This window comes from Lamprobacter sp., from assembly GCF_034860625.1.
Taxonomy (GTDB): Bacteria; Pseudomonadota; Gammaproteobacteria; order Chromatiales; family Chromatiaceae; genus Lamprobacter.
Map to the genome: position 1 here is coordinate 1 of NZ_JAYESN010000111.1, position 12,385 is coordinate 12,385.

The 12,385-nt window shown below is 65.2% G+C and carries 17 protein-coding genes; 9 read left to right on the forward strand and 8 right to left on the reverse strand.

From position 1 onward, the window contains the following. The first annotated feature begins 165 nt into the window (after nt 1–165). The 7 genes from VBE63_RS20120 (at nt 166) to VBE63_RS20150 (ending at nt 6,312) form a co-directional block, all read left to right on the forward strand. Entirely contained in the window at nt 166–1,254 is a 1,089-nt protein-coding gene (locus tag VBE63_RS20120; protein WP_323684805.1) for a DUF3150 domain-containing protein, read from the forward strand. 89 nt (nt 1,255–1,343) lie between these two features. Beyond that, a complete protein-coding gene (locus VBE63_RS20125) occupies nt 1,344–3,242 on the forward strand; it encodes a VWA domain-containing protein (RefSeq protein ID WP_323684806.1) in 1,899 nt (632 codons plus the stop codon). A 384-nt stretch (nt 3,243–3,626) separates the two neighbouring features. Beyond that, nucleotides 3,627–3,860, forward strand: a complete 234-nt coding sequence (locus VBE63_RS20130; RefSeq protein ID WP_323684807.1) for a hypothetical protein — start codon at nt 3,627–3,629, stop codon at nt 3,858–3,860. Nucleotides 3,861–3,981: 121 nt separating this feature from the next. After that, nucleotides 3,982–4,293: a hypothetical protein gene (locus tag VBE63_RS20135; RefSeq protein WP_323684808.1), complete on the forward strand. Its 312-nt coding sequence runs from the start codon at nt 3,982–3,984 to the stop codon at nt 4,291–4,293. 94 nt (nt 4,294–4,387) lie between these two features. After that, entirely contained in the window at nt 4,388–5,470 is a 1,083-nt protein-coding gene (locus tag VBE63_RS20140) for a toprim domain-containing protein (RefSeq protein ID WP_323684809.1), read from the forward strand. A gap of 109 nt (nt 5,471–5,579) precedes the next feature. Next, nucleotides 5,580–6,080 (forward strand): JAB domain-containing protein, encoded by a 501-nt coding sequence (locus VBE63_RS20145; protein WP_323684810.1) that lies wholly within the window; start codon nt 5,580–5,582, stop codon nt 6,078–6,080. A gap of 1 nt (nt 6,081) precedes the next feature. Then, nucleotides 6,082–6,312: a hypothetical protein gene (locus VBE63_RS20150; protein ID WP_323684811.1), complete on the forward strand. Its 231-nt coding sequence runs from the start codon at nt 6,082–6,084 to the stop codon at nt 6,310–6,312. A gap of 117 nt (nt 6,313–6,429) precedes the next feature. On the opposite strand, the gene VBE63_RS20155 is transcribed toward VBE63_RS20150, so the two are convergent. The 6 genes from VBE63_RS20155 to VBE63_RS20180 all read right to left on the reverse strand — a co-directional run bounded on the left by VBE63_RS20155 (nt 6,430) and on the right by VBE63_RS20180 (nt 10,426). Continuing rightward, on the reverse strand, nt 6,430–7,212 hold the full coding sequence (locus tag VBE63_RS20155; protein WP_323684812.1) for an ATP-binding protein: 783 nt from the start codon (nt 7,210–7,212) through the stop codon (nt 6,430–6,432). Continuing rightward, on the reverse strand, nt 7,209–8,177 hold the full coding sequence (locus tag VBE63_RS20160; RefSeq protein ID WP_323684813.1) for a DnaT-like ssDNA-binding domain-containing protein: 969 nt from the start codon (nt 8,175–8,177) through the stop codon (nt 7,209–7,211). Before VBE63_RS20160 ends, VBE63_RS20155 begins: the two co-directional genes overlap by 4 nt. Beyond that, complete coding sequence (locus tag VBE63_RS20165) at nt 8,167–8,394, reverse strand: helix-turn-helix transcriptional regulator (protein WP_323684814.1); 228 nt, start codon at nt 8,392–8,394, stop codon at nt 8,167–8,169. Before VBE63_RS20165 ends, VBE63_RS20160 begins: the two co-directional genes overlap by 11 nt. Before the next feature lie 222 nt (nt 8,395–8,616). Further along, nucleotides 8,617–9,258: a lytic transglycosylase domain-containing protein gene (locus VBE63_RS20170; RefSeq protein WP_323684815.1), complete on the reverse strand. Its 642-nt coding sequence runs from the start codon at nt 9,256–9,258 to the stop codon at nt 8,617–8,619. Then, entirely contained in the window at nt 9,258–9,929 is a 672-nt protein-coding gene (locus tag VBE63_RS20175) for a Crp/Fnr family transcriptional regulator (RefSeq protein WP_323684816.1), read from the reverse strand. Before VBE63_RS20175 ends, VBE63_RS20170 begins: the two co-directional genes overlap by 1 nt. Beyond that, a complete protein-coding gene (locus VBE63_RS20180) occupies nt 9,926–10,426 on the reverse strand; it encodes a helix-turn-helix transcriptional regulator (protein WP_323684817.1) in 501 nt (166 codons plus the stop codon). The genes VBE63_RS20175 and VBE63_RS20180 overlap by 4 nt, the downstream gene beginning before the upstream one ends. Nucleotides 10,427–10,655: 229 nt before the next feature. On the opposite strand from VBE63_RS20180, the gene VBE63_RS20185 reads away from it, so the two are divergent. Together VBE63_RS20185 and VBE63_RS20190 are read left to right on the forward strand one after the other, a co-directional pair. Continuing rightward, the gene (locus VBE63_RS20185; protein ID WP_323684818.1) at nt 10,656–11,351 is read left to right on the forward strand and encodes a hypothetical protein; all 696 of its coding nucleotides are present in this window, start codon (nt 10,656–10,658) and stop codon (nt 11,349–11,351) included. Then, nucleotides 11,338–11,484 carry a hypothetical protein gene (locus tag VBE63_RS20190; RefSeq protein ID WP_323684819.1) on the forward strand — a complete coding sequence of 49 codons (147 nt, stop codon included), beginning with the start codon at nt 11,338–11,340 and terminating at the stop codon, nt 11,482–11,484. The genes VBE63_RS20185 and VBE63_RS20190 overlap by 14 nt, the downstream gene beginning before the upstream one ends. A 188-nt stretch (nt 11,485–11,672) precedes the next feature. Here VBE63_RS20190 and VBE63_RS20195 read toward each other — a convergent pair whose 3' ends face one another. Both VBE63_RS20195 and VBE63_RS20200 read right to left on the reverse strand, forming a co-directional pair. Next, nucleotides 11,673–11,966, reverse strand: coding sequence for a hypothetical protein (locus tag VBE63_RS20195; protein ID WP_323684820.1), 294 nt, complete (start codon nt 11,964–11,966; stop codon nt 11,673–11,675). 200 nt (nt 11,967–12,166) lie between these two features. Further along, nucleotides 12,167–12,385, reverse strand: a 219-nt coding sequence (locus tag VBE63_RS20200) for a hypothetical protein (protein WP_323684821.1), incomplete at its 5' end; no start/stop codon positions are given.

Below are 12,385 nucleotides of genomic sequence, written 5' to 3' on the forward strand. Positions count from 1 at the left end.
GCGGACCACCCCGCATCCAGAACCCGCCAACGCGCGCTCCCTGGTCCACTCGATCTCTCGCAGATCGCCGCCGGCGAGGACGACTTCTGGTTCTGAATCCATTGACCCGTATCGTGCGCCGCATCCAGACCCGAACCGGGTCTGGCACGGCGCGGGAGGTTTCGTATGACTGAATCGACCACCCATCCCTTGACGCCGCCTGACGTGCTGCGGCTGACCGAACAGATGACCCTGTTCCGGATCGATTTCCGCATCTGGTCCGGGCGCAAGCAATTGCGCGCCGAGGATCTGCACTTAGGCGACGAGCGCCCCCCCGTGGACCTGGTCTCGCTGGGCAGCAAGAAGGTCTGCAATCCAGAGGCCCTGCGCGTGTTCCATCGCCACAAGCAGCAGCTCGAGCGTGAGCTGTTGGCGGTTGGCACGCGGTTCCTGGGTGGCTATCTGATTCCGGATCGCCGGGCCGCTGAGCTGCAACAGCAAGCCGCGCGGATCAGCGCCGAGGCCCAGGCCGATGCCGAGCGCTTTCTGAGCGACTACGACCAGCATATCGATACCTGGTGCGCGGCCTATCCCGACTGGTCGAGCGCGATCCGCAACGCCGTCGATCCGGTGGACCAGGTGCGGCGACAGTTTCGCTTCCGCGTGCAGGCGCTGCGCATCGAGAGCTCACCGGTGGTGGGCGCTGATACGCTGGCGGATGATCTGCAGGAGGTCGGCACGACCATCTTCACCGAGGTCGAGCAACTCGCCCGTGGGTTGGAGCGCGCATTCGTCGGCCAGGCCTCACTCTCGCGGCGTGCGCTGGGAACCTTCCGGCGGGTGCACGAGAAGCTCGATGCCCTGAGCTTTGTCGATCGCCGGATTGATCCGGTGGTGCAGGCCCTGGGCCAATGGCTGGCCCGGCTACCGCTGACCGGTCCGATCGAGGGCCAACGCTTCCTTGAGGGCTGGGCGCTGATGCGCCTGGTCAGCGATGCCGAGACCATGGCCCGTCATGGGGCCGGGTTGTTGGCGTTGGAGGCGCTGATGCCGGCCGACACCCTCGCTCAAACGCAAGGTCTGCCAGCGGTGGCCTCAGCGGTGCCGGCTGAGGCCGCGGCCACGAATGGGGCAAACGACTTCGACGCGCTGTTCGAGGCGCCTGCGGTGAACACACCGGCGTCAGCCAGCGACTCGGCGTCAACGCCAGCGCCTGCTGCGCCAACCCCTGCAGCCCCGAGCGAGCCGGTCCCCAACCAGGACTTCTGGTTCTAAGTACCGGCGCCTCATCCCTTCACACATCACCCTTCGGGGGCACTCGGCCCCCGCAGGGGCCGGTGTCTCCAGTCACCTTGGAGCATCCAATGACAGCTTCTTTGAAACAGGCCATGCCGATCGTCGCCGCCGCCTTGGGCCGCAAGTTTGGCGTTGAGGTCCGCGTCGGCGGCCAGGAGGCCTGCACGGATGGGCGCACTATCCAGGTGCCGGCCCTGCCCGAGAACACGGCCTTGCTGCCGGTGGCCTGGGGCTATCTGGCCCATGAGGCCGCTCATCTGCGCTACACCGACTTCGACGTCTATCAACAGGCGGCCTCCGCCGGCGATGCGCTGCAGATAACGCTGCAGAACATCCTCGAGGATGTGCGCATTGAGCAGGCGCTGGCGATTCCCTATCCGGGAACGCGTGACACGCTGCAGGCGGTCTGTGCGCAGTTGCTCGTCGACGGCGGGCTCGGGACGGCCTCGGCTGACGACCATCCGGGGCGGATTCTGAGCAGCTATCTGCTGCTCGCCCTGCGCCATCAGGTGCTGGGGTATGCAGGACTCGCCGCCGCGACCAGGCAGGCCGAATCCGTGCTCCGCGCGGTGTTTCCCGCACGCACGGTGCATCGGCTGCAGGGGCTGCTGGTGGAGGCGCGCCATCTGGCGAGCACCACCGACGCGGTCGAACTGGCACGCCGTCTCCGCGACCTGCTGGAGGCTGAACGACAGGGCGATCCGGCAGAAATGCCGAATGCTCCCGCCGCACACACGCACAGCCCTCAGCCAGAGACCGGCTCGGGAGCCGCATCAGAGGCTCCGTCTGAGCCCACATCGACTGCGGACTCAAACCCGACGCCGGGTCAGGACGTAGATTCGACGGCGAGCGCGGGCACGACGGATCAGGCTGATGTCGGACAGACCGCACAGCCATCCGCTCGTGAGTCCGTTCCGGCGCCGGCGAAGAACGCCTCGGCATCATCACCTGATCAGCCCGGCGCCGCCGATGCGGATGCCGGGCACGCCGACGCGCACAGGACCTCGAGTACTGCGGCGCCGCAGCAGCCTCAGGCTCAGCACGGACAGGCGGCCATCGCGCAGGCCTTGAGCGCCAGTGCCGGGGATCTCCCCCGGGATCTCTTTGCCCAGGCCAAGACGCTGCTCGAGGACGCCGGTGCTCACACCCAGCGTTGTGTCCTGCCTCACCCCGAGCCTTATCAGGGTTGCGCCTCGGCCGGACTGCGCCTGCTCGCGCGGGTGCAGCCCGAGTCGCGCCGCTTGATGGCACGGCTGCAGGGGCTGGTGCAGGCGTCGCGCTTCGATCGTCCATTGCCGCAACGCAGCGGTACCCGCCTGATGGGCAAGCGCCTCTATCGCGCCACCCTCGGTGATCCGCGGTTATTCGCCCGCAAGCGCGAGCGCATCGCTGTGAATACGGCGTTGCATCTGCTGATCGACCTGTCGAGCTCGATGCGCGCATCGGTCTCGATGGGTCCCAGCCTTGCGCGGCTGCGCGCCGACATTGCGCTCGAGTCCGCCTTGGCGCTGGCGTTGGCCCTGGATGCCATCAATGGCGTCTCGTTGGCCGTCTCCGCCTTCCCGAGTCGCTCAGGCGTTGAGTCCGGCATCACCACGCTGATTCGCCATGGTGAGCGCGCGCGGGCACGGGCCGGTGCGTTCATTCAGGACGCTCGGGGCGGCACGCCGATGCGCGGTGCGCTCTGGTTTGCCGCCGCCGATCTGTTGGCCCGTCCCGAGCCCCGTCGAGTGATCCTGGTGCTGACCGATGGCCAGCCGGCCGATCGGGAAGCGACGAGCGCGTTGTTGGCGCAGTGCAGCGCCGCCGGCCTGGAAACACTGGGCATCGGCATCGGGATCGATGTCTCGGAGCTGTTTGCCTCGGCGATCCAGGTGCAGGACATCACAGCGCTGAAGACGAGCTGTTCGGGGCCGCCGAGCGCTTGCTGTTGGCGGCCTGAAAGCCTGGCGCGCCCGGTCGGCTGAACCATGAAACAGCCGCCGATCGGGTGGCTTTCGCGCTGTCGGGCAGGCCGCGTTGGCGGCAAGCTTGACAGCCTATAGACCCCTTGCGCTGTGGCCCATCGCTCTCTGGCGCATCCCCCGCTCCCGTCCCGGCCCTGGCCGTGGACGGGGCCTTTCCTTTGCCCCCGTCCAAGAACGGAGGCAAAGGAAAGGCGGATTTGTGAGTGATCTGCCTGATGGCCGATCACCGCTGTTGGCGACCGAAGACGCGCTGTGTCGCCGCCCATTTGGGCTCTTTCAATCGCGTCCGACCGGGCCACCCTCGCGTGGCCATTTCATCCACCCTTTGGGGAGATCCTCTCCCCATCGGGGCCGGTGTCTCCCCGTTTTTTGAGGAGACCACTGATGCCCTTCAACCGTGAAACCTGGCAAGCGATCGATACCTTTCTAGATACCGCCAGCGACCGGCAACTCGCCGAGACCCAATCCACTCTGTTCAACCTGCTCGTCGAATCGCAGGACCGCGCCACACGGGCCGATCTGAAAATCGTCTATCGGCTCGTCATCGACGAACAGCGCACCCGGGCGCTGATCACGGCCTCTGCCGCTCGGCCACGGTTGCAGCCTGCCCTGGCCTAGCCCTGCCTCTGGCTAAGCGAACCCTGAGCGCCCGATTCGCTGCCCTGCGGGCCGCGAATCGGGGTATACGCTGTCATTGTGGACCCGTCACCCCTGCACGGTGTCCGTTGGAGCCTGTCTAATGTGTATTCTGTTCAACCAACGTCGCTGCCGTATTCAGTGGTCACGCCATCGTCGCTCTGGGCGTCGCGCGATCCTGCTCATCGAGGCGCACTCGCCCGGTGCGCTCGTGGCCGTCGCAACCCTGGATCGGCCGGATCTGGCCTTGGCGCCGGATGAGGTCGCAATCGCCGAGTTTGGACCAGCCGCCGGCGCCTTGTCGGCGCTGGTCGAGGCGGGCGTCATCAGCCCACCCCTGAGGGTTATTGAAGACGGCGATCAGCCGATTCTGATCTGTCGCTTGCAGGTCGATGCCGTCAACGGTGTCGACTGAACCCTCCGTCAGGCCGCTTTCCTGATCCCCTGTTCCGGCTGACCGGCTCGCCCTGATCAGGACGCGCCGTTTCAGCCCCTAGTGGAGATGGCTTATGCCTCGACTGGAAGCGTCACGCGTGCGCGCGGCCTGCCAGAGGGCGGGCTGGTGTGCCGTACTCAATCACCTGGCGGGCGATCGGCTCGCCGCTGCCCTGGATCGACCGGGACGGCATGTGGCCTGTCCGGTCCATGGTGGTGTCCATGGCGACGGCTTTCGCTTGTTTGCCGATGTCGAGACCACTGGCGGTGGCATCTGTGCCACCTGCGGGGCGTTTGCGGACGGTTTTGCCTTGTTGCAATGGCTGTTCGGCTGGTCGTTTCCGCAGACGCTGGAGCGCGTGGCCGAGGTGTTGCGCCTGGACCCTGACCAGGGCGCCTGCACGCTGGCTTGGGCGACCCCGAGCCGCAACGTCCAGCGCCGAGTGACGCTGCCGCAACAACGACGATCGGGGACCGGCGCCACGCTGGAGCGGCTCTGGTCGCAGGCGCTGGCTGCGGATCATCCGGATGCCCGCGTGCTGCACCGCTATCTGGCCGGACGTGGACTCAGCGCCGCTGACCTTGATCCTGAAGCCCTTAGACTGCACCCGGCATTGCCCTATTGGGGTCAGGACGCCCAGAGGCGATCTGTACTCGGTGGGCATTTCCCGACCCTGTTAGCGTTGGTTCGTGCACCTTCGGGTGCGCCGGTCAGCCTGCATCGCACCTATCTGCACACCCATGGCCAGGGCAAGGCACCCGTGGCCACGCCGCGCAAGCTCCTGCCGGCGATCGCCGGTCGATCGCTCGGCGGCAGTGCGGTGCGCCTGATGCCCGCCGGCGAGTCCTTAGGCGTCGCCGAGGGCTTGGAGACGGCGCTGGCCGCCTCGGCGCTGAGCGCCATGCCGGTCTGGGCCTGCCTGTCGGCGAGCTTGATGCAGCGGTTCGTACCGCCCGCGGGCGTGCGCCATCTGACCCTATGGGTCGATAAGGATCGCTCCAACGCCGGCGAACGGGCTGCAGCGGCCCTGCGTGATCGCCTGAGACCACGACTGGCCGTGACGCTGCGCATCCCCGCAGACCCGATCCCTGCCGAGAGGAGCAGTCTGGACTGGGCCGATATTTGGCAAGCGCGCGCAGCACGCTGCCTGGCCTGACCTTGACCCCAACGGATCGCCGCTCGGCGATCCGATCACACACCCGACCGGGGCCGTGTCGCCCCGCGGGGTGGCGCGAGCCTCGGTCTTTTCTGGAGTCACCACGACCATGACCCAACACAACACCCCACCCAGCGATCGCTTTGCCAGCCTGGCCCCTCAGGATCTGAGTGAGCCCGAACGCCAGAGCCTGATCGCGTTGGCCGTGCGGGTGCTCGAGCCGAGCCAACCCTACGAGACCTTCTGCGATGCCGAGACCGTGCAGCGCTATTGCCGTCTGCGCTTTGCGCCGGAGTCGCGCGAGCTGTTCGCCTGCGCCTTTCTCGACAGTCGGCATCGCCTGCTCGAACTCTCGGTGCTGTTTCAGGGCACCATCGATGGCTGCTCGGTGCATCCACGCGTGGTCGCCGAGGCCGCGTTGGCCCATCGCAGTGCGGCGGTCATCCTGATCCATAACCACCCCAGCGGCGATCCAGAGCCGAGTCAGGCGGATATCGACATCACCAAACGCCTGTGCACGCTGCTCGATCTGCTCGAGATCCGCGTCCTCGATCACATCGTGGTCGGGCGCGAAGGCACGGTCTCGTTCGCATCCCGGGGTTTGCTCTGAGATGGCACAGCTGCTCATCCACGCCGATTCGCTCGCGCGCCTGCAGGGCTTCCTGGCCGGTGTCGCGTGGATCAATGACGGCGCCGTGACGCTGGTGTCGCTCGATCCGGCCACCTGTCGTGCTGCGATCGAGGACCGAGACGCCGAGACGGACGCCAGCACGCACCTGGGTCCGGATGGACTCATCTGGAGCGACACTGACCCGTCACCGTCATCCCCGGCGGTTCCCTGATCGACCCACCTGTTTCCAGGCCACATCCGGTATTCCGGGTGTGGCCTGTGTTGTGTGTGGCTCGCTCAAGCGCTTGGACTAAGAGGAACGGAGCGTCGCCGATCATCATCGTGATGATCATGCGTTCGGCTCACCGCCGTTGACCACCCGCAGCCGACGATGGCTCGGCCAATTGAAGCTCACCACCGGTGAGGCGCCATCACAGAGCCGGTCGACGATGCGCTCGCCGAGGAAGTGGGTCAGCTCACTCAGCCTCAGGTTGCCGAGCACAATCGTCGCGCGCTGCAGGCCATAGCGGGCGTTGAGCACCTGGAACAGGAGCGCCTGGCGCGTGGCATCGCGCCCGATCGCCAGCCCGAGTTCGTCGAGCACGAGCAGCTCGGGCTCGCTCAGCAAGGCCATCGACTCGCGCTCGGAGCGCAGGGCCTGCGGTCCATAGCTCTCACGCAAGGTGCTCAGGGCCTCGTAAGCGGTCATGAACAGCCCGGTGTGTCCGGCGCGGATGACCTGCGCCAGGATCGCACAGGCCAGATGCGTCTTGCCGGTGCCGGGTCCTCCGAGCAGGAGCAGATTGTCACTCATCCCTCCCCGCGCAACGAACCGCTCGGCGTAGGTCTGGCAGACCTCGCGTGCGTGCTGTTGCTCAGGCACGCGGGTCTGGTAGTCGGTGAAGGTCTTGCCTTGGAACCGAGGCGGGATGCCACTGCGCCCGATCCGGGTCTCCAGGCGGCGCTGCGCGGCCTCCTGACGTTCGGCGAGCAGTTTGCGGACCTCGGCGCGGCTGTGCTCAGCCAATTGCTCAGCCGACAGCAGCGGTTCGCATCCAGGGGATGTCGTCGAGCGGAGTCGCGTCGCGAGCGTAGTCTTTGTCAGCCAGTCCGGTATGTTGGATGGGGTCATCGGTGCGACTCCTGCTGTGGGTGGTTTGATGCGGGTTGAGGTTGAGCCAGGTCAGGCGGTTGATGAAGGTGGCATCCCAGCTCTTTGCGCCGCTCACCGGCATCGCTCCAGTAGATGACGAACTCGTCGATCTGAGCGTCGACCCACTCCTTGGTCAGGCCTTGTTTCTCCGCCCAGACATAGACGCGCGCAGCGGGCATCCAGTCCTCCGGGATCGGCTGCGCGCGCTGGCTCGTGCGCGCGCGCGGGGTCTGCTCCAACAACAACGACGCATCCTTATCTTGTATTGATTGGTTGTTGCTGGTGTTGGGAGGCACGCTGTGCACCAGCGCTGGGGTACTCAGGGCCTCGGTTGGTGCATAGGGTTCATCGGATGGGGGAACGCTGTGCACCGGTGCACGGGGTACCTCAGGCGCGGATGGGGCATTCAGGGCACCGGAGTCGAGCACGGGGTTCCCTAGGGCCATTGGTGCCTCATGCCGGACGGGTGCAGGCGGTTCACTAGCGGGTGCACTGAAGGCCCGCGCGGTGGTGCTCGGTGTGATCGAGACCGGACGCGCTGGCTCGGGTTGGTCAGGCATCGCGTTGCCGATCAGCGTCTGTACCGGGAGGTCGCCAAGACTCAGCGCCGCTGTCGACGGCAGGGTCAGGTCCAACACCTCGTGTGCAGCGGCATTGATCGACTGCTCTGGCAGCAGGGCCACCGCATCATCCCAGCGCAGGCGATAACGGGTGCGTCGACCGGGTCCGCCGCGCTCGCGATCAATGAAACGTCCATCCAACTCGCCCAAGGCCTTGATGACACCGCGGCGGCTGAGCTCGGTCTGCTCGGCCAGTTCGGACAACGAGACCCGGCAGGTGCCCTGATCGGCATCCGCCTGGTCGCTGAGGGCAAACAAGGTGAGGCGTTGCGCGGGGGTGAGACCGCGGCAGTCCCAGACCCAGGTACGGGGATCAGCGGGCATGACGGTGGCTCCTCTGCTCGGGGTCAGCCAACAGGGTGCTGACGTCGGTCTTCAGGTAATGGGCAAGCTTGTTGAGCATGCCCAGTGAGGGGGTCTCGCCGGACTCGATGCGCGAGATCCAGCTTTGACTGATCTCGGCATGGTGGGCGAGGATGAGTTGGGAGTAGCCGAGCGCATGGCGCCGGCGGGCGACATTGCGGGCGAGAACGGTAGGCATCGCTGTCCTCAACGGTTGACGTTGAAACCGCCCGTCCTGATGGACGGGCACCGGTATCCGTTCGACGCATCCAACCGCATCAGCAGCCGCTGCGCGGATGGTCGCGAACGATGACGTCAGGTTAAGCAGCGGGCCTGCATGGCGCGATGGCGAAAGATTCCCTTTTTCGGCGTGATTTCCGACGCGCCCTGATGACGCTCAGTGACCTACGGGTAACACAGGCTATCCAGACCCCAGGAACCCGAGCACTCTGTCCACATAAGTGCGCGTCTCCGGATACGGCGGAATGCGATGGCCGTACTTCGCCACAGCGCCCTCCCCGGCGTTGTAAGCGGCAAGCACCAAACGAAGATTGCCCTCGAAGCGATCCAGCAGAAATCGCAGGTAGGTGACGCCACCGCGAATATTCTCCGCCGGCTCCCAGATGTCCGAGACCCCAAAACGCTTGGCCGTGGCTGGCATCAGCTGCATCAGACCGCGGGCACCGGCCGGTGACTGCGCGCGCGGCCGATAACTCGACTCCGCGCGGATGACCGCATGCACCAGTTCGGGGTCGACGCCCTGGCGCCTCGCCTCGGCCTCGACCAGCGCGGCATAACGTGCCCGCCGCTGGGCGATCGGCGTCGGCAGGGCCTCGCGCTCGCGGATATGCCGGATGCCGGGAGCGGAGGCCCGCTGGATCGGCTCTGCCTGCGGCGCCTCCAGGTGCCGCTGCTGCCAGGCTGGCAGCCGCTCCCCCTGCCTTAACGGCACCTCAAAGCCCAGCGTCTCGAGGTGGGTCTCAACGTTGGCTGCCGAGGTCAGTGGCACCAGGGCCATCATGACCAGGAGCCGTGCGTGCTGGCCGCGACGCTGCGCCGCCATCAGCGGGCATCCGCAACCAACGGTTCGTCGAGCAACAGCAGCCGACGCCCCTCACGCCGCAGCCGTCCCGCGCGCATCAGATCACCCAGGAGTCGACTGACGGTCGCACGCGCACAGCCGATCCGCTCGGCAATGAGCTTGCAGGGCGCCATGACCAAGGTCCCCTCCGGATGCGACATCGCCGAAGGCCAGGTCCTCGCCTCCTGCAACACCTGCAGGATCAGCGATTCGGTGTCGGCAAAGCGAACCTGATGCAACCGATCGGACAGTGTCGTCATCCGTCGAGCCAAATACTCGGCCAACGCCGGGTGCAACCTGGTCTGCACATCCGCTAACGCCCCATCGGCGAGTCGAGCGTTGAGCTGAGCGATGTCGATCAACAACAGCCGAGTAAAAGCAGCCGCCCGATAAAGGGTATGGGCAGGCGCCTCACCGAGCAGAAAGCCCTGTTCATTGACCCAGTCACCGGTGCGCAAGAGCGCGAGATCGGACGCACCGGCATCCTGCTCCCAGATCACTCGCAATTGCCCGCGCAGCACGATGCCGATGCAGTTCTGAGCCAGGCGCGCGTCGAGCTGCTCACCCGTATTGACCTCATGCTCAACCCCATAGGGCAGTAGGCACTGCTGCAACGCGCTGAGCCTGTCCGTCTGTCCGCTGTTCGCTATCATGGCTGCTGTGCTCCATGCGCCGGGGTCAACGCAAAGCACCAGGCCTGCGCTCCGGTTTGGCTGTCGAAGATCCGGCGCAGCAGACCCTGGCGATGCAAGGCATCCGTAAGCGCGCGCACGGTGCCCTCCGGCAGCCCGGTCTGCTCGACGAGGCCCTCAGTATCCGTGGCCTGTGCAGAGCGATCGAGCAGGGCCAGCAGCAGGAGTTTCTCGTTCGGTGTGCAGCGCGAGCGCCAGATCCAACGTCGCCATTGGGCGGCGTCGTCGGTGTCGAGCAACTGCTGCAGCGCCTGACCCTGCAATTGGAGCGCGTTAGCCAGCCGTTCGGCGAGCCTGGGGTTGAGCGATTTCCGCCCATTCTCCAACTGCGAGATGGTCGCTGGAGAGACGCCGACGCGTTGTCCGAGCTCGCGTTGGCTGAGCCCACGTGCCTGGCGTGCACGTTGCATCACATAGCGTTGACGGGCCTCGCGGGTCATGGTGAGGGAATGCGACATTGCATGAGACTCATTGTACGGGTTTTCCCTTACACTTTATAACCGCAAGGCGCGGTCCGCGACGTTAAAAGATTGTCATTTTTAACGTCTTTCTCGACGCCCCTCTCTCAATGCACGTCATCGTGTTCGTGGCGCGTGAAAACGACGCGCTGGCAGCACTTTTCAATGCTGCGCTGTGAACCGTTATTCCGTCAGGCTGAAGCCTCCCTATCACAGCGGAGTACAGCTCATGGCCTCGCCGTCACCCACCTCCAAGCGCGCCTTCTCCAAACCCATCCTTGAGCAAACGCTCATCATTCATAGCCAGAATGCCCAATACGTCCTTCAGCGTGGACATTCCTTCATGCTCGTGGTCAGCGCGCTGTACTCGATCTCGGTGGTGCTGCGCATCCTGGCCGAGGAGGCGGAGATGGATCAGATTGAGGATCTGGTCTCAAGCCGGATCGCCGCTGTTGCTGAGCGTCTGAACGATGAGCATGCACGGCTGAAGGTGCTCGCCGATGCCGAAGGCGGTGTGCCACTGCCGCGCTATACCAATCCGCGTGAGGTCACGCTGCAGGTCTCCTCCCCCGCATTGGCGCAGTATGTGCGCCTGATCTCACGCCTGGATCAGACGCTGATGCTGCTCGATGGGCTCTGGTTCGCCGGAGTGCTCAACAACAAGCTGCGCAAAAATCTGACCCATGACTTGCGCCGCTTGGTCTATGGGCTCGGGCGGGATCTGATTGATCTTGAGCGTCGGGGCCGCGCGTCGGTCGAGCGAGCGGACCAGGATGAGGCATTGAAGCGTGCGGATGCTGAGACCGAAACGATGATCTTGGCAACGGGCTCGCTGGTCGACGGCGAAGAAGACAGGGAAGTGACCACCCCGACCAATGAAGCGGAGGATGGTGAACCGGAACGGCAGCGCGTTGAAGCGGATTAAAGTCGACACCGGCGGTTCAGAGTTGACCTCCAGTGTCGATGCTCCAAGAGTACGCGCCGGGCTGATCGAGCGCATTGGCGCGTTGAGTCGGGCACAGGAACGTCTTGCGCTGACCCTACCGGTGCGCCTTTAGCAACGGTGCCGAGACCGCGCGACCGGAGACTCCCCAGCCTGGCAATGGCGTTCCTCAGCTCGGAACGGGTCTTGTCGAACTCGACCGCGGCCTCGAGCACCTTGGCACTCGAGTAGCAACCAACTGAGAACGGGGGCGTCGAGATCGCGCTCCAGCGGATCCGCCGCAGCGGCGACCGCCGCCTCTCGTCAGTTCAGCTCAACGAAGCGCTCGAAGGCGTAGCCAGTTTGCTTGATCCACAGCTGCGGCAGATTGGGTGGTGCATAGCTCAGTTTGGCCCTGGCCAGGATCATGAGGCTGCTCTCGGGATCTGGCCTGTAACCGGGTGGCGGTCTCAGGCAACCCGCGTCGTCGGGATTCCAGGCTTGGAGCACGGTGGTCATGCGCGAGCCATTGGCAATCACTTGCGCCACATCGGCATAGAGGTAGCGGTCCAGGATGCAGCGCGGTGCCAGCGCCGCTGCGATTCTCCAAGGGGTCACGATCGCCGGAATGGGTGGCCACGTTCGTCGGAATGCACACTTCGCTCATCCGAAAGAAAAGAGGCCTTGCTGCAGCGCTCGCGGCTCTGTACAGACGTCATCATGGAGATCATCCCCTGAAGAGCTTTGGAAGGTGGAGGGATTGGCAAGGCTCGAGCTTGGATCAGACGCCAGCGTGATTTCATCGCTTGGTCTCGTTATCATCGAGTCGAAGAAGACGAAGGAATGAGGGAAGACAGGATGGTGAAGAAGACAGTCTCCACACCGGACCGATCAGCGCATGGTAATTCTGGAGAGAGCGAGAACCAGCCGATACTGACTCGGGAGTAACTCGGGAGACTACCGATGATCAGCCGCAATCGATAACGGCTGCCCTGAATCGGCTCGGAGCGCGTCTCGAACAGCGCTCGGCTAAACAG

Excerpts from the sequence above, each read along its gene's own strand:
- VBE63_RS20120 (WP_323684805.1), top strand. The coding sequence starts at position 166 with ATGACTGAATCGACCACCCATCCCTTGACGCCGCCTGACGTGCTGCGG.
- VBE63_RS20125 (WP_323684806.1), top strand. The coding sequence starts at position 1,344 with ATGACAGCTTCTTTGAAACAGGCCATGCCGATCGTCGCCGCCGCCTTG.
- VBE63_RS20130 (WP_323684807.1), top strand. The coding sequence starts at position 3,627 with ATGCCCTTCAACCGTGAAACCTGGCAAGCGATCGATACCTTTCTAGAT.
- VBE63_RS20135 (WP_323684808.1), top strand. The coding sequence starts at position 3,982 with ATGTGTATTCTGTTCAACCAACGTCGCTGCCGTATTCAGTGGTCACGC.
- VBE63_RS20140 (WP_323684809.1), top strand. The coding sequence starts at position 4,388 with ATGCCTCGACTGGAAGCGTCACGCGTGCGCGCGGCCTGCCAGAGGGCG.
- VBE63_RS20145 (WP_323684810.1), top strand. The coding sequence starts at position 5,580 with ATGACCCAACACAACACCCCACCCAGCGATCGCTTTGCCAGCCTGGCC.
- VBE63_RS20150 (WP_323684811.1), top strand. The coding sequence starts at position 6,082 with ATGGCACAGCTGCTCATCCACGCCGATTCGCTCGCGCGCCTGCAGGGC.
- VBE63_RS20155 (WP_323684812.1), bottom strand. The coding sequence starts at position 7,212 with ATGACCCCATCCAACATACCGGACTGGCTGACAAAGACTACGCTCGCG.
- VBE63_RS20160 (WP_323684813.1), bottom strand. The coding sequence starts at position 8,177 with ATGCCCGCTGATCCCCGTACCTGGGTCTGGGACTGCCGCGGTCTCACC.
- VBE63_RS20165 (WP_323684814.1), bottom strand. The coding sequence starts at position 8,394 with ATGCCTACCGTTCTCGCCCGCAATGTCGCCCGCCGGCGCCATGCGCTC.
- VBE63_RS20170 (WP_323684815.1), bottom strand. The coding sequence starts at position 9,258 with ATGGCGGCGCAGCGTCGCGGCCAGCACGCACGGCTCCTGGTCATGATG.
- VBE63_RS20175 (WP_323684816.1), bottom strand. The coding sequence starts at position 9,929 with ATGATAGCGAACAGCGGACAGACGGACAGGCTCAGCGCGTTGCAGCAG.
- VBE63_RS20180 (WP_323684817.1), bottom strand. The coding sequence starts at position 10,426 with ATGTCGCATTCCCTCACCATGACCCGCGAGGCCCGTCAACGCTATGTG.
- VBE63_RS20185 (WP_323684818.1), top strand. The coding sequence starts at position 10,656 with ATGGCCTCGCCGTCACCCACCTCCAAGCGCGCCTTCTCCAAACCCATC.